General features: G+C 63.1%; 13 protein-coding genes. 6 read left to right on the top strand and 7 right to left on the bottom strand.

Annotation, left to right across the window (positions count from 1 at the left end; genetic code table 11):
- Positions 1-28 precede the first annotated feature (28 nt).
- Positions 29-3,802, bottom strand: a complete 3,774-nt coding sequence (gene metH, locus BM216_RS20670; RefSeq protein WP_093001240.1) for a methionine synthase — start codon at positions 3,800-3,802, stop codon at positions 29-31.
- Between the two features lie 164 nt (positions 3,803-3,966).
- Between metH and BM216_RS20665 the strand changes: the two genes are divergently transcribed.
- Both BM216_RS20665 and BM216_RS20660 read left to right on the top strand, forming a co-directional pair.
- The gene (locus tag BM216_RS20665; RefSeq protein WP_093001098.1) at positions 3,967-5,223 is read left to right on the top strand and encodes an AGE family epimerase/isomerase; all 1,257 of its coding nucleotides are present in this window, start codon (positions 3,967-3,969) and stop codon (positions 5,221-5,223) included.
- 153 nt (positions 5,224-5,376) lie between these two features.
- Positions 5,377-5,865, top strand: a complete 489-nt coding sequence (locus BM216_RS20660) for an MgtC/SapB family protein (RefSeq protein ID WP_093001097.1) — start codon at positions 5,377-5,379, stop codon at positions 5,863-5,865.
- 11 nt (positions 5,866-5,876) lie between these two features.
- On the opposite strand, the gene BM216_RS20655 is transcribed toward BM216_RS20660, so the two are convergent.
- The 6 genes from BM216_RS20655 to BM216_RS20630 form a co-directional block, all read right to left on the bottom strand.
- Entirely contained in the window at positions 5,877-6,596 is a 720-nt protein-coding gene (locus BM216_RS20655) for a copper homeostasis protein CutC (RefSeq protein ID WP_093001096.1), read from the bottom strand.
- The gene (locus BM216_RS20650) at positions 6,580-7,551 is read right to left on the bottom strand and encodes an ROK family protein (protein WP_093001095.1); all 972 of its coding nucleotides are present in this window, start codon (positions 7,549-7,551) and stop codon (positions 6,580-6,582) included. Before BM216_RS20650 ends, BM216_RS20655 begins: the two co-directional genes overlap by 17 nt.
- Complete coding sequence (locus BM216_RS20645) at positions 7,551-9,107, bottom strand: VOC family protein (protein ID WP_093001094.1); 1,557 nt, start codon at positions 9,105-9,107, stop codon at positions 7,551-7,553. The genes BM216_RS20650 and BM216_RS20645 overlap by 1 nt, the downstream gene beginning before the upstream one ends.
- 64 nt (positions 9,108-9,171) lie before the next feature.
- Entirely contained in the window at positions 9,172-10,320 is a 1,149-nt protein-coding gene (locus BM216_RS20640; protein ID WP_093001093.1) for a M20 family metallopeptidase, read from the bottom strand.
- Positions 10,321-10,466: 146 nt separating this feature from the next.
- Complete coding sequence (locus BM216_RS20635; RefSeq protein WP_093001239.1) at positions 10,467-11,069, bottom strand: DUF922 domain-containing Zn-dependent protease; 603 nt, start codon at positions 11,067-11,069, stop codon at positions 10,467-10,469.
- A gap of 78 nt (positions 11,070-11,147) precedes the next feature.
- Positions 11,148-12,107: a S1C family serine protease gene (locus BM216_RS20630; protein ID WP_093001092.1), complete on the bottom strand. Its 960-nt coding sequence runs from the start codon at positions 12,105-12,107 to the stop codon at positions 11,148-11,150.
- Between the two features lie 240 nt (positions 12,108-12,347).
- On the opposite strand from BM216_RS20630, the gene BM216_RS20625 reads away from it, so the two are divergent.
- The 4 genes from BM216_RS20625 (at position 12,348) to BM216_RS20610 (ending at position 16,103) form a co-directional block, all read left to right on the top strand.
- The gene (locus BM216_RS20625; RefSeq protein WP_093001091.1) at positions 12,348-13,100 is read left to right on the top strand and encodes a FadR/GntR family transcriptional regulator; all 753 of its coding nucleotides are present in this window, start codon (positions 12,348-12,350) and stop codon (positions 13,098-13,100) included.
- Between the two features lie 73 nt (positions 13,101-13,173).
- Positions 13,174-14,079, top strand: a complete 906-nt coding sequence (gene kdgD / locus BM216_RS20620) for a 5-dehydro-4-deoxyglucarate dehydratase (protein ID WP_093001238.1) — start codon at positions 13,174-13,176, stop codon at positions 14,077-14,079.
- Positions 14,080-14,085: 6 nt separating this feature from the next.
- The gene (locus BM216_RS20615) at positions 14,086-15,222 is read left to right on the top strand and encodes a mandelate racemase/muconate lactonizing enzyme family protein (RefSeq protein ID WP_093001090.1); all 1,137 of its coding nucleotides are present in this window, start codon (positions 14,086-14,088) and stop codon (positions 15,220-15,222) included.
- Positions 15,222-16,103 carry an amidohydrolase family protein gene (locus BM216_RS20610; RefSeq protein WP_093001089.1) on the top strand — a complete coding sequence of 294 codons (882 nt, stop codon included), beginning with the start codon at positions 15,222-15,224 and terminating at the stop codon, positions 16,101-16,103. Before BM216_RS20615 ends, BM216_RS20610 begins: the two co-directional genes overlap by 1 nt.
- Positions 16,104-16,145: the final 42 nt, after the last annotated feature.

Genomic DNA, 16,145 nt, shown 5'->3' with positions numbered 1-16,145 from the left:
TTCTTGATTCAGGATGTGAAGTAGCGGCTTACGCCGCGTCGTCCACCTTCTCGGCCGCATTGGTCGGCACGTAGTTCAGCACCGGCCCGAGCCAGCGCTCGACTTCCGTCACCGGCATGCCCTTGCGCGCCGCATAATCCTCGACCTGGTCCCGCTCCACCTTGGCGACGCCGAAATAATAGCTCTGCGGATGGCCGATATAGAGGCCGGAGACGGAAGAGCCCGGCCACATGGCAAAGCTCTCCGTCAGTTCCACGCCGGTGGCCTTGGTCGCATCGAGCAGCCGGAACAGCGTGTCCTTTTCCGTATGATCGGGCTGCGCCGGATAGCCCGGCGCCGGGCGGATGCCGGCATATTCCTCGTGGATCAGTTCTTCGTTGCTGAAGTTTTCATCCGCCGCATAGCCCCAGAACTCTTTGCGGACGCGCTGGTGCATGCGCTCGGCAAAGGCTTCGGCAAAGCGGTCAGCCAGCGCCTTGACCAGGATCGACGAATAATCGTCATTCGCCCGCTCGAAACGTTCGGCGATCGCCACTTCCTCGATGCCCGCCGTGACGACGAAGCCGCCGACATAATCGGCCTTGCCGCTATCGACCGGAGCCACGAAGTCCGACAGCGCCACATTCGGGCGACCATCGCGCTTCGAAAGCTGCTGGCGCAGCGTGTAGAAGGTTGCGAGCTCTTCCGAACGCTTCTCGTCGGTGAAGAGCCTGATATCATCGCCGACCGTGTTGGCGGGCCAGAAGCCGATCACTGCCCGCGGCCGGAACCACTTTTCGGCGATGATCTTTTCGAGCATTGCCTGGGCGTCGGTCCAGAGCTGCCGCGCCGCCTCGCCCTGCTTCTCGTCTTCGAGGATAGCCGGATAGCGACCCTTCAGCTCCCAGGTCTGGAAGAACGGCGTCCAGTCGATATATTCGGCGAGTTCCGCCAGATCATAGGTCTCGAACACCTTGGTGCCGAAGAACTGCGGCTTGACCGGCTCGTAGGAAGCCCAATCCACCTTCTCCGCATTGGCACGGGCACGGGCGATCGGCAGACGCAGCTTTTCGCGCTCATTGCGGGCATGTGCTTCAGCGACTTTCGCATATTCACCGCGGATGCCGTCCACATAGCCGGGCTTCTGTTCCTTGGAGAGAAGCGAGGATACGACGCCGACCGCACGCGAGGCATCGGTGACATAGATCGCCTGCCCCTTTTCGTAGCGCGGATGGATCTTCACCGCGGTATGAACACGGCTGGTCGTAGCGCCCCCGATCAGCAGCGGAATATCAAAGCCCTGGCGCTCCATCTCGGCCGCCACATGCACCATCTCGTCGAGCGACGGGGTGATGAGGCCGGAGAGACCGATGATATCGACCTTCTCCGCCACGGCGGTTTCCAGGATCTTGGTTGTCGGCACCATCACGCCGAGGTCGATGATTTCATAGTTATTGCAGGCGAGCACGACGCCGACGATGTTCTTGCCGATATCGTGGACGTCGCCCTTGACGGTCGCCATCAGCACCTTGCCGGCCGACTTGCGCTCGTCGCCGCCATTCTGGCGCTTTTCCTCTTCCATGTAGGGCAGCAGCACTGCCACGGCCTGCTTCATCACGCGGGCGGATTTCACCACCTGCGGCAGGAACATCTTGCCGGAGCCGAAGAGATCGCCGACCACATTCATGCCGGCCATCAGCGGGCCTTCGATGACATGCAGCGGACGTTCCGCCTGCTGGCGCGCCTCTTCCGTATCGGCATCGATATAGTCGGTGATGCCGTTGACAAGCGCATGGGACAGACGTTCCGCCACCGGCTTTTCGCGCCAGGAGAGATCCTGAACCTTGGCTTCCCGGCCCGGGCCGCCACGGAACCGCTCGGCGACTTCCAGCAGGCGCTCGGTGCCATCGGGACGGCGGTTCAGCACAACGTCCTCGCAGGCCTCGCGGAGTTCCGGGTCGATATTGTCGTAGACAGCCAGCTGCCCGGCATTGACGATGCCCATGTCCATGCCCGCCTGGATGGCGTGGTAGAGGAACACGGCATGCATCGCCTCGCGCACCGGCTCGTTGCCGCGGAAGGAGAAGGAGAGGTTCGACACGCCGCCGGAAATATGCACGAGCGGCATTCTCTCGCGGATCGTCCTTGTGGCCTCGATGAAGTCGACGCCGTAATTGTTGTGCTCCTCGATGCCCGTCGCCACGGCAAAAATGTTCGGGTCGAAGATGATGTCTTCCGGCGGGAAGCCTGCCTGCTCAGTCAGGATCTTGTAGGCACGGGTGCAGATCTCGACCTTGCGGTCATAGGTGTCCGCCTGCCCCGTTTCATCGAAGGCCATGACGACGACGGCCGCACCGTAATTGCGGATCAGCTTTGCCTGGCGCAGGAAATTCTCCTCGCCTTCCTTCAGCGAGATCGAGTTGACGATCGCCTTGCCCTGCACGCATTTCAGGCCGGCCTCGATGATCTCGAACTTCGACGAGTCGATCATGACAGGCACGCGGGCGATATCCGGCTCGGCGGCGATGAGGTTGAGGAACTCGACCATGGCATGGCCCGAGTCGATCAGGCCCTCGTCCATGTTGATGTCGATGACCTGCGCGCCGTTCTCCACCTGGTCGCGGGCGACCGCGAGGGCTGCTGTGTAATCGGCATTGGTGATCAGCTTGCGGAACTTGGCCGAGCCCGTGACATTGGTGCGCTCGCCGACATTGACGAAGGGAATGTCCTTGGTCAGCACGAAGGGCTCGAGACCCGACAGCGACATGAACGGCCGATGCTCGGGAATTTCGCGCGGCTTGTGCTTCGAGACGGCCTCGGCAATGGCGCGAATATGCTCCGGCGTCGAGCCGCAGCAGCCGCCGACGACGTTGACCAGTCCCTCGCGGGCGAATTCCTCGACCTGGGCCGCCATCATCTCCGGCGTCTCGTCATACTGGCCGAACTCGTTTGGAAGACCGGCATTCGGATAGGCGCAGATGAACGTGTCGGAGACGTCCGACAGTTCCTGCAGATGCGGCCGCATGGCGTCGGCGCCAAGCGCGCAGTTAAGGCCGACCGTGAACGGCCTGGAGTGATTGACCGAGTTCCAGAAGGCCGATGGCGTCTGGCCGGACAGTGTGCGGCCCGAAAGATCGGTGATCGTGCCGGAGATCATCACCGGCAGATGGATGCCCTTCGCCTCGAACCGCTCCTCGCAGGCAAAGATCGCAGCCTTGGCGTTCAGCGTGTCGAAGATCGTCTCGATCAGGATGATGTCGGCGCCGCCATCGATCAGCCCATCGATCTGCTCGCCATAAGCCTTGCGCAGGTCGTCGAAGGAGACGGCGCGATAGCCCGGGTTGTTGACGTCGGGAGAAATCGAGGCCGTACGGTTGGTCGGGCCGATGGCGCCGGCGACGAAGCGGCGACGACCGTCTTCCTTCTCGGCACGGATCGCCGCGCGGCGAGCAAGCCGGGCGCCGTCGCGGTTGAGATCGTAGACCGCGCCTTCCATCTCGTAATCGGCCTGCGCAATGCGGGTCGACGAAAACGTGTTGGTTTCCAGAATGTCGGCACCGGCCATCGCATAGCGATAGTGGATGTCCTCGATCGCCTGCGGCTGGGTCAGGATCAGAAGGTCGTTATTGCCCTGCTGATGACAGGCGCAGCCGATGAAGCGCTCGCCGCGAAAATGCTCTTCCTGGAAACCGAGGCCCTGGATCTGCGTGCCCATGGCGCCGTCGATGACGAGGATGCGCTCGCGTGCGGCGGCCTTCAGGGCATCCAGAATTTCCGTGCCGTCACGCGGGGCGGCTGCTGATCCGAAAAGTTCATCGAACACGGAAGACTCCTTGGCATTCATCAAAATATCCATAACCATATAAAGATGCCTTTATGTGAAGTCCAGCTTTATGACGTGGATGAGCCATGTTTTGTCGACGACAGAGCTCTATATGGTCGCTATAGCCCATAGCTGGGCAGAACGATTGCGATAGGGAGAAAAGCATGAGCGAAGCTGGTCAGGTGTCGAAATTCTGGAGTGATCTTCCCTACCATCGCCGCTGGCTGCTCGATCAGGCCGACGGGCTGTTCGACTTCTTCCAGTATCGCGCCATCAATCCCAAGGGCGGCTTCTACGATCTCGACGATGTAGGCAATCCGCTGCCGGGTGCCAACCCGACCCGAGGCATCCACGCCTCGGCGCGCATGGTCCATTGCTTCTCGATCGCCTATCTGCTCGGCCGTCCAGGCGCGGGTGATCTGATCGACCACGGCATGAACTTTCTCTGGAACGGCCACCGCGACCAGACGAACGGCGGTTACGTCTGGACGATGAACGACGACGGTCCGGCCGACGGCAACAAGCAGGGTTACGGCCACGCCTTCGTGCTGCTTGCCGCCTCTTCGGCGAAGGTAGCCGGCCACCCGCTCGCCGACAAAATGCTGGCCGACATTACGCAAGTGCTGGAAACAAAATTCTGGGACAAGGACCACGGCGCCATTGCGGAAGAATTCACCGCCGATTGGGGACCGATCGACGGCGGCAGCTATCGCGGCCAGAACTCCAACATGCACCTGACCGAAGCGCTGATGGCCGCCTATGAGGCGACCGGCGAACAGCACTATCTCGACAAGGCCGAAAGCATCGCCGATCTCGTCATCCGTCGGCTGGCCGGAGCGACCGGCTTCCGCGTCGGCGAGCATTTCGATGCCAACTGGATCCTCAACAAGGACTATTACCATCCGGATGAAATGTTCCGCCCGGCCGGCACCACGCCCGGCCATGCGCTGGAATGGGCGCGCCTGACGCTGCAGCTCTGGACGCTGGGCGACAAGAAGCATGCATGGATGCCGGATGCGGCCAAGAACCTGTTCATCCAGGCCATGTCACTGGGCTGGGACAAGGAAAAAGGCGGCTTCTTCTATACGCTCGATTGGGACGACAAGCCGGCCAAGACCAACAAGCTCTGGTGGCCGATGTGCGAGGCGGCGGGTACTGCCCACTACATCAACCAGCACCTGCCCCATGATCCGTTCTACGAGGACAGCTACCGACTGATCTGGAGCACCATCGCCAACAGGTTCATCGATCACAAAAACGGCGGCTGGCACGAGGAACTGACGGAAGATCTCGTCCCCGCCCACACGCTCTTCCCCGGCAAGGGCGACATCTACCACGCCCTGCAGGCCTGCCTGATCCCGCTCTATCCGGCAGACGGCAGCCTGACCAAGATGATCGTCGACGCGGACGGGCGCATCTGACCAAAGCCGCGGACCGGTCCGCCCCTACCCCTCATTCCTGTGCTCCTTGGGCTTCGCCCACGGTATGTCACAGGGATGAGAAGGAAACCAAATGGAACCATCCATGACATAGCTCGGTTTCCGGTGTCACATCCTGTTCACCGGAAACCGTCCATGCTCGAAAGCCTCGCCAACGAATTCGCCCATGAAGCGCCGGTCTCAATCGAAGTGCTGATCGTGCGCCTGCTCGGCGCCGCGCTCTTCTGCGGCCTGATCGGCCTGGAACGGGAGACGAGCGACAATGCGGCGGGCCTGCGCACCAACATGCTGATCGGATTAGCTGCCTGCGTCTTTACCCTGGTCGGCCTGCAGATCATGCACGAGTTCGGCAACCAGCCGAACACGGTCCAGATGGATCCGATGCGCCTGATCGAGGCCGTCACCGCCGGCATCGCCTTTCTCGCCGCCGGCGTCGTCTTCCAGATGCGAGGCGACGTGAAGGGCCTGACGACAGGCGCCAGCATGTGGCTGTCGGGCGCGATCGGCCTCTGTGTCGGGCTCGGCATGTGGCTGGTTGCCCTGCTCGCGACGGTAACCGGCCTTCTGGTTCTCTGGCTGCTGCGCAAGGCGCAGGTCGCATCCGGCCTGAAGGACGAGCGATAGTCGTTTCCGTCCTATGCGCGGACGACCTCGCGCATCCGGCGTACGATATCGTCGCTGGTCCGGTATTCCTGCCGCGCTGCGAAGCCGAAGCGGGCAAGCGCCTCATCGGAAGACGTCACCGGCAGGCGACAGGAAGCATGCACCTCTCTGACGCCGGTTTCTCGAATGATGTCGATCACATTTGCCGGCGTAATCCCGCTGCCCGCCATGATCGAGATCCGCCCGTCCGCCTGTTCGACGAGGCGGCGAAGCACCGCAACACCGTCCGGTGCCTTAACCGCAAGCCCCGACGTCAGTATGCGCTCGAACCCGAGTTCGATCGCCTGCTCCAATGCCTCGGCAGGATCCGGCACGAGATCGAAGGCCCGGTGCAGCGTCCGGCCCATTGCGTCCGCGCGCTCCGAGAACGTCTTCAACAGGTCGACGTCCAGCCCGCCATCCGCCCGGCTCGCCCCGAGCACCACGCCGGCGAGACCGCTTTCCCGGGCAGCATCGATATCGGCGAGCATCACCTCCCGATCCGCAGGGCCGAACACGAAGCCTCCAGCCCGCGGCCGGATCATCGCGTAAACCGGCACCGGCGCCTTCGCGGCCAAAGCCATCAGCCCTCGGGACGGCGTCAGCCCGCCGACATCCAGCGCCGAGCACAGTTCGATCCGGTCCGCGCCACCTTCGACGGCCGCCTCCAGCCCTTCGGCACTGTCGACGCAGACCTCAAGCAGCACGGACATCGGTCGCTCCCTGTCTTGCCAGCACCGCCGCACCGACCAGACCGCCATCCTCGCGGCGGATTGCCGGTACCAGCAGCGGACGATCGAGCCGGTGGAGAATGCGCGCCCTCACCGCCTCGTCCAGCGTCGCGATCAGCTTTTCCGCCGAGGCAAGCCCGCCGCCGACCGGGACGATGAAGGCACCGACCGTATTGATCGCCACGGCCAATGGATCGGCGACCAGCTGCAGATACGCATCGATCGTGTTTGCGGCCTTCGTTTCACCCGCCTGCCAATCCTCGATGATCCGATGGCTGCTGCGGGCTTCCTCATGGAACAGGCCATGCAGCCGCTCCATGCCCCGCGCGCCGCCGATCGTATCGATGCAGCCGGACTGGCCGCAGTTGCAGGCAAAGCGTGGCACGGGGACAAGCCTGCCGCCAATCTCCACACTTGTGTTCATCGCCGGCCCATGCCCCCACTCGCCCGTGACGCCACCGGCGCCGCGCACAATCCTGCCGTCGATCGCAAGACCGCCACCGATGCCGGTGCCCATGATGATGCAGAACACGACGGGATAACCGCGCCCTGCCCCGTCATTCGCTTCGGCGAGTGTCAGGCAGTCGGCATCGTTTGCGGCAAGGACAGCCCGCCCGGCAACCGACGCGATCGCCTCGGCGATCGGCAAACCGGTGAGCGGCGGTATGTTGGCTGAAAGCCCCGCACCGTTGACCGGATCGACCAGCCCCGCAACCGACAGACCGAGCGGTAAGCTCCTTGAAGGATCGGCCTTGTCTGCCAGCCGCTGAAGCGCTTCGGCCAGATCCCGCCAGTCCGCTTTCGGCGTCGGCAAGCGCTCCAGTTCCTCCACATGGCCCGGCTGACGCGAGATGCCGAACTTGATGAAGGACCCGCCGATATCGGCGCAGAGCACGGCCTGCCCGAAATCACCGCGCAAGGAATTGCCGGCCTGCATCAGACGGCCCGCTCTTCGAGCCAGGCGCGGGTGATCACCTCGTCTTCGGCCCCGAGACCATGATTGGCATCCAGCACCTTCGCCGTCAGCGCGGCACCCGCAGATTTCAGCCTGTCCTCTAGCTCCACGGCAAGCGAACCGTAGAAATCATCGGTCGCACTGAGCGACAGAACCTGCGTACCGGACAGATCGACCTCGGGCCGTGCCTCCAGCACATTCATCGACCGCAACAGGACGGCCTTGCGGATCGCTTCCGGATGAAGCTGTATCGTGGCGCCGATCATGTTACCGCCGTTGGAATAGCCGAGAACCACGGTTCTGGCCGGATCCGCGCCGTAGGCAGGCCCGATATCCTCCAGGAAGGAAACGAATGCTTCCGCCTCCGATGCGATCTCCTTCTGGTCGAAGGTCACCTGGTCGAAGCGGCGGAAGAAGCGCGGATAACCCTCGTCGATCGAACGGCCACGCAGGCCGATCAGCATCGCATTAGGCGCCACCTTGCGGCCGAGCGGGAGCATGGCCGTCTCGTTTGCACCGGTGCCATGCAGCAGAACCAGCGTCGAACCATCCCAGTTTTCCGGCATGTGGATGCGATGGACGAAAGGCAGGTCGCGATAGATCACCCGCTCTTCGCCCGGCAGGCCGAACTGCGGCAGCATCACCTTCAGAGCGTCGTGATCACCCTTGAAATGCTTCGGGATGAAGAACCCGCTGCCGAGCGTTTCGATCGGTTCGTCCGTCAGGAAACCCGGACCGTCGGAGGCAAGCTCGATCAGCGTCCCGCCCGGCTCACGGACATAGAGCGAATAGAAATACTGCCGGTCATGCATGTTCATGTCGCCGGCATCGGCCGCGACGAGCCCCGCATGCACCGCCTCCACCGCCGCGCGATCGGGCGCACGCACCGCGATATGATCCATCGTGCCCGTGCCCGGCGCAGCTGTCCAGAAACCGCCGGCATCGCGCACGTCGATGATCTGGCCGCTGTCTGACACGAGCCGCTGGATCGCGCCTTCCTTTTCGCCCGCACGAAAGCCCATGTGGCGCGTCAGGAAACCGGCGGTCTCATCCGCCTTCTCGGAAAGAATGGTCGCGCCGCGAATGCCGCGGATGGCATCGGCCTCGGCAATGCCGCCATCTTTCCACCAGACCCAGCCGCCATAGTCATCGACGCCGACGAGCTTGACAATGATGCCGTCGGGATCGGTCAGTCGCAGCACCGGCTCGCCGAATTCCTGGGTCGGACCGGTCATCTTGACATTGCATTGCAGGGCCCGTGTCAGCCAGAAGCCGATCGCCTCGCGACCGACCGCAAGGCTGATCTCGCTCGGCGCACCGTGGCCGACCCGCCCGAGTGAACCATCTTCCCAGGCGAGAAACGTGATGAGCGAGCCGGGCGTGGCGGCACCATCGCCGTAGAAGAGATGCAGCTGCTGCGCATCTTCGAAACCGGCCGTCCGCTTGACGAGACGCAAGCCAAGGAAGCCGACGTAAAAATCCACATTGGCCTGGATCTTGCGCGTGAGGGCGGTGACGTGATGGATGCCGCTGGTCATGGTTTTCTCCGCATTTCGCTTCTGCTCGAATTCACTTGGGGCCGAACTCAGTTCGGGCTCCAACTTACTTAGGCTCGAGCGACATCATCAGGTTGGCGAGGAGTGCCGTACGCGGCGCAAGGCTGCTGACGAAGATATGCTCCTCGAACGTATGGGCGCCCGCGCCATCGGCACCAAGACCGTCCAGCGTCGGCACGCCGAGTGCCGCGGTAAAATTGCCGTCCGAACCACCGCCCGTCACCACGCCCTCGAGCTTGATGCCGAGCTCGGCCGCGATGCCGGCGGCGACATCGAACAGCTTCACGCCTTCCTGCGACTGCGCGAAGGGCGGGCGGTTCATCTGGCCCTTGATCTCGAAGGAGATGTCCGGATCGACCGGCTTCATCGCCTCGATCCTGGCGGTGCTCTCTCTGGCTGCGGCCTCATCCGGCACCCGCACATCCACCTGCATGTGGCATTCCGCCGGCACCGTGTTGCGGCCCGTACCGCCCTGGATCGTCCCGATGGTCACCGTCACGCCGCGCTCGGCATCGTTGAGCGCCTCCAGTTCCAACACCAGCCTGGCGGCCGCGCGGATCGCGCTGCGGCCGTCCTGCGGTCTCGTGCCCGCATGCGACGCACGTCCCCGCACAGTGACGTCATACATGGCGACACCCTTGCGGGCGATCACGATCTTGCCGCCGTCGCGGGCAGGCTCGACCACCAGCGTATAGCCGGCATTGCGCGCGAGCTCTTCCATATAGGCGCGCGACGAATAGCTGCCGATCTCCTCGTCCGGCACGAAGACCAGATCGACGGGCATCTTCGAGCCGCGCCCGACTGCGATCTTCAAAGCTTCAAGCGCCATCAGCGCGCCTGACTTCATGTCGTAGATGCCGGGGCCATAAAGCTTGTCGCCGGCGCGCTTCAGGGGAAGCTGCTTGGCGATCACTCCATGGGCATGAACGGTATCGAGATGCGCCAGCACCAGCACTCTCTTCTCGTTGGCCCCTTCCGGGCGCGGCGAACGCACGGTCAGGATATCGCCGAGACCAAGCGTGCCTGGCAGTCGCTCGACATCGAGATCCGCGTCTTTGGCCAGTTGTTCGACATGATCCACCAGCCGGTTGACGGCCATGGCATCATTGGAGGGCGTTTCGATTTCCACCCACGCAATGAGTTCCTGCAACAGGGCCTTGTCATCGATATCGGCGGCGGAAACGAAACTGGTCATGAAAATCCCTCTGTTATGTCATGCGCTTGATGGGCGGACTATAGCGATGAACGGCCCACGGGCAACGGCCCGGTGATGTGATCAGACTGTTCGAGAATTGATTAGACAGGCGAGCGCGCGCCGCGCTCACCCGCCTCCAGCAAGTGTCAACGCTCGTTGACCAGATTGAGGATGAGCTGGTGGACATTGCCGCCATTGTTCATCTCCACCTTGTCGTAATCCCTGTGCCGCTCGCGATTACGCCTGGAAATCTCGCCGAGCTTTGCGGTCAGTTCCTTGCGGATCTTTGAACATTTCGGATCGTTCGGCACCGACAGGCCGACGCTGACGGCCTCGATCTCCTTGACCATCTCGACGATCATCTCGCCATGCAGAAGCTCGTGCTTGCGCACTCCGGCTGCAAACACATCCCACTTGGCTTTGAGATGATCCGGCATGGTCTTGCCCGCCTGTGGCAGGGTGTAGATCAGGGTCAGACTCGGCCGTGCCGAGACCAGCGTGCAGGCACCACCGGGCTGCGGCCGGTAATCGCGCGACCAGAGAAGCTTGAAATCGGTATGGGCGATCGTGCGCACCTGGCCGCCCACCAGCGGCCCCTTTTCGCCGATCTGCGAATAAAGCTCGATGCCTGTCGAACCGTTCACCGTGTAGGTCTTGACCTGTTCGACAGGCGCCCATTGCGCGATGGCGAGTGATGGAATGGCCAGTATTGCGCCGGCCAGAAGGGAGAGGTTCAATATCGTCCGCAAGGCATGCCCCAACAGGATTGTCTTCCTGTCCTAAAGCCTGGGGCGCGCCTTTTCAACGATGCGATTGACGGGACCCAATCACCCGGCCGATCGAGCGACCGGCATAAGCCGCCGCTCGCCGATCGCGCCATCCAGATCGTAGACCGAGACCGCTGCCTCTTGCCCGATCCGCGAGCCGTCGAGAAGCCGGATCAGGTCGTCGGCACCGGCAACCGGCTGGCCGTCGATGGCGAGGATGAAGTCTCCTTCCTTCAGGCCCGCCAGTTCCGCCGGACTGCCCGGCTCGATGCGACGGATACGCACCGTCGTTTCCTCGGTCATCCCGGCCCGCACAGCGACCCGGCGCGGCAGCGCGATCGTATCGACCACGACGCCGATATAGGCGCGGCGGACATGACCGAAGCGCATGATCTCCGAGACGACGAAATTGGCGGTATTCGAGGCCACCGCGAAGGCAATGCCCTGCGCACCCTGGATGACCGCCGTGTTGACGCCGACGACCTCGCCAGCCGTCGAGACCAGCGGCCCGCCAGAATTGCCCGGATTGAGCGCGGCATCAGTCTGCACGACATCATCGATCAGGCGGCCAGTCGAAGACCGCATCGAGCGGCCGAGTGCCGAGACGACGCCCGTCGTGACCGACCAGTCGAAGCCGAGCGGATTGCCGATGGCGATCGCGATATGGCCGCGCCTGAGCGATTTGGAATCGCCGAGCCGTGCCCAGGACGGCACGTCCATGTCGGCGCGGATCAGGGCGATATCGGTGTCGGGATCGCGCCCGAGCACGCTGCCCTGCCCGACCGAGCCGTTCGCCGCCCGGATGCGCACTGCCTTGGCGTCGCCCACTACGTGGTGGTTGGTGATGATCAGGCCGTCCGGCGAAATGGCAAAGCCCGAGCCGTGCCCGCCGCCGGCAAGCCTCTCTATCCGGCTGACCGCCGGCCCGACGCGATCGACGGCGGCAGCGACCGTGGTCGAATAAGCATCCAGCAGAACGGCGCTCTCCGGAACGGGAGGATTCTTGTCTATGAAACCCATGATGGTTACTCCGGAACTGACTTCCGAAATGGAAGAGATTTGCACCAGATGTGGGCGCGCGTTGCGGCGGAACAAGTGACCCTCCCGCGAGCACCCGTCCAGGTTCAAAGTCACCCGACAGCATAAGCGGGTGACAAGCAACCAAACTTGTCATACATCTTAGCGGAGAAATATAGCACGGACGAGGTCAGACACCGCTCGACGTCGAACAAGAGAGAGACAGGAAGGACCGCAGCCCCGATGAGCGAAGAACTCAAGTCGGATACGATCACTTTCCCGAAAACCCGCGCGACCCAGTTGAGCGACACGCTTCGCCAGGCCATTGCCGACGGACAGTTTCCGCCGGGCTCCCGCCTGCCGAGCGAGGCCCAATTGACGACAGCCCATGGCGTCAGCCGCACGGTCGTGCGCGAGGCGATTGCGGCGCTGCGTTCCGACCGCCTGGTCGAAGCCCGCCAGGGCGCCGGCGTCTTTGTCCTGCAATCTACCCCCGCGCCGCAGCCGTTCAACCTGTCGCTCGGACAGATCGACCTCGCCCGCGTCTCCTCGATGATCGAGCTTCTGGAGCTCAGGACTGCCGTGGAAGTCGAATCGGCAGGGCTTGCGGCCGTGCGGCGCTCGCCGGCCCAGGAGGAAGTCATCCTCGACCGGCACTATGCCGTGCGGGCCTGTCTTGATGCCAATCAGCCGACCAGCGAGGCGGATTTCGCCCTTCATCTTGCCATTGCAGACGCCACCAACAACCCGCGTTTTCGCGAGTTCCTGACCATGGTCGGCCGCAATGTCATACCTCGCGCGGCCATTCGAGGCGACGACAAGGATGCCGATCAAACCGGCTATATCAGCCTGCTTGTCGAGGAACATCAGGCGATCGTCGAAGCTATTTCGGACGGCAGCGAGGAAGGCGCGCGCGAGGCCATGCGTCGCCATCTGCGCGGCAGCCAGTTGCGCTACCGCGCACTCCTTCGCGCACTCCGCGAAGATGTCAGATAACTTGTTGACATCAATTTAGCCAACCTGTACGACAATTTCTGTCTGGAGGAGACATTCGAGAGGAAATTTCATGATGACGCCTGAAGAGATCAAGGCCACGCTTGGTGCTGGCCTGCTGTCCTTTCCCGTGACCCACTTCGATGAAGCGGGCGAGTTCAAACAGGACAGCTATAAGCGCCATATCGAGTGGCTGTCGGGCTTCGATGCCCCGGTCCTCTTCGCGGCAGGCGGTACGGGCGAATTCTTCTCGCTTGCTCCCGATGAAGTTCCCACGATCGTCAAAGCCGCCAAGGAAGCGGCCGGCAGCACCGCGATCGTGTCCGGTTGCGGCTTCGGCTCCAAGGTTGGCGTGGACATGGCAAAAGCCGTGGAAAAGGCAGGCGCCGACGGCATCCTTCTGCTCCCCCACTATCTCATCGACGCCCCGCAGGAAGGGCTTTACCAGCACGTCAAGAAGATCTGCCAGTCGGTCGGCATCGGCGTCATGGTTTACAACCGCGACAACTCAGTGCTGCAGGTCGACACGCTGAAACGCCTCTGCGACGAATGCCCCAACCTGATCGGCTTCAAGGACGGCACCGGCGATATCGGCCTCGTGCGCCAGGTTACCGCCACGATGGGCGACCGGCTGATGTATCTCGGGGGGATGCCGACGGCCGAACTCTTCGCCGAAGCCTATCTCGGCGCAGGCTTCACCACCTATTCGTCCGCGGTCTTCAACTTCGTGCCCGGTCTCGCGGTCGAGTTCTACAAGGCGCTGCGTGCCGGCAATCGTGCGCGCTGCGAAGAAATCCTGACCGAGTTCTTCTACCCCTTCATGGCGCTGCGTGCTCGCCGCAAGGGTTATGCGGTGTCCGCCATCAAGGCCGGCGTTCGCCTGCAGGGCTTTGACGCCGGCAAGGTTCGCCCGCCGCTCGATGACCTGACGGCGGAAGAGGAACAGATGCTCCTTAAACTCATCGGCAGCCACAAGCGGTAAACCCTGATGAAGATCGCTTCGGTCCGCACCCATCTCCTCGAACACAGGCTCGACGTCGCCTTCGAAAGCGCCTCCATGCGCTTTGATCGTCGCGCCCATATACTCGTCGAGATCGAATGCGACGACGGCACGGTAGGCTGGGGCGAATGCCTCGGCCCTGCCCGCCCCAATGCGGCTATCGTCGCCACCTATGCCAACTGGCTGATCGGCGAAAACCCGCTTGAGACGGAAAAGATCTGGGCCCGGCTCTACAATGCCCTGCGCGACCAGGGCCAGCGCGGCCTTGCCGTCACCGCCCTTTCCGGCATCGACATGGCACTGTGGGACATCAAGGGCAAACATTTCAACGCCCCCGTCTCCATCCTGCTCGGCGGCCGTTTCCGCGAGAGCATCCGCGCCTATGCCACCGGCAGCTTCAAGCGCGACGGCGTCGACCGCGTCGAGGACAATGCGCGTGACGTGGCGCGCTATCGCTCGGAAGGTTTCCACGCCACCAAAATCAAGATCGGCTTCGGCGTCGAGGAAGACCTGCGCGTCATCCGTGCCGTACGTGAGGCCGCCGGTCCCGACATGCGGCTGATGATCGACGCCAACCACGGCTACGACACGGTGGAAGCCGTCAGGCTCGGCAATGCGGCGGCCCAATACGACATCGACTGGTTCGAGGAACCCGTCGTGCCGGAACAGCTCGCCGCCTATCGCGAAGTCCGCAGCAGACAGCCGATCCCGGTCGCAGGCGGCGAAACGTGGCATAGCCGCTGGGGCATGCGCGAGCCGATCGAGACCCGCGCCGTCGATATCCTGCAGCCCGACCTTGCCGGCGTCGGCGGCTTCACCGAAGCCAAGCGCGTCGCCGATCTTGCAGCCCTTCACGGCATTCGCGTCGTCCCGCATGTCTGGGGTACGGCGGTCCATATCGCGGCGGCACTGCAGTTCATGGCGGCGATGATCCCGAGCCCTGTCCGGGTCAATCCGATCGAGCCGATTCTCGAATTCGACCGCACCGACAATCCTTTCCGTCAGGCGGTGATCAAAACCCCGATCGAACACGAGCACGGCGTGGTGCAGATCCCCAACGGCCCGGGCCTCGGGATCGAAATCAACCGCGACGCGCTCGAAGAATTCAAAATGGGAGACGCCTGATGCTCGTCCGCCCCCTTTCCGGCAATGCTCCGAAAACCAGGCTGCCGCAGAGCGCGGTCGATACGCAGATGCATATGTATCTGCCGGGCTATCCATCCCTCCCCGGTGGCCCCGGCCTGCCGGTCGGCGCCCTTCCCGATGCCGATCAGTATCTGCAGTTTATGGAATGGCTCGGCATCGATCGGGTCATCATCACCCAGGGCAATGCCCATCAGCGGGACAATGAGAACCTCGTCGCCTGCCTCGGAGTCATGGGCAATATTGCCCGCGGCGTCGGCGTCATCGACAGCACCTCGACCGATGCCGAGATCGAGCGCCTGGCCGCAGCCGGCATCGTCGGCACCCGCATCATGGACCTGCCCGGCGGCGCGGTCGGCCTTGCCGAACTGGAAGCAGTCGATGCCAAGGCCGCGGCTCACGACTGGATGGTCGCCGTCCAGTTCGACGGCAGCAACATTCTCGACCACGAAACGCGGCTGAAAAACCTCAAGTCCCGCTGGGTCTTCGACCATCACGGAAAATTCTTCGCGGGCGTGACGCCGGACAGCGAACAGGTCGCCGCCGTCAAGCGTCTGATCGATGGCGGAAAATGCTGGTTCAAATTCGCCGGCGTTTATGAATCGTCGAAGGGCGGCGGCCCCGATTACGAAGACGTCGCAGCCGTCGCCCGCGATATCGCGGCCTATGCGCCGGAGCGCATCGTCTGGGGCACCAACTGGCCACACAATCTGGCGCGCGAACAGGCGGATTACCCGGACGACGTAGCGCTGACTGATACCGTGCTCGGCTGGCTGCCGGACGAGAACGCGCTGCAACTGGCGCTGGTCAAAAACCCGGAGGAGCTTTTCGGCCTTCCGGCATGGAGTGCATCGACAATCTGATTTTTTTAACCGCCGGCGCGTGGAGGCGCCGGCTTTTGGAGG

Origin of the sequence: Rhizobium sp. NFR07, assembly GCF_900111905.1 — a bacterium.
Lineage (GTDB): Bacteria > Pseudomonadota > Alphaproteobacteria > Rhizobiales > Rhizobiaceae > Neorhizobium.
The sequence above is the reverse complement of the archived record's forward strand: the minus strand, read 5'-3'. Positions and strand labels throughout refer to the sequence as shown.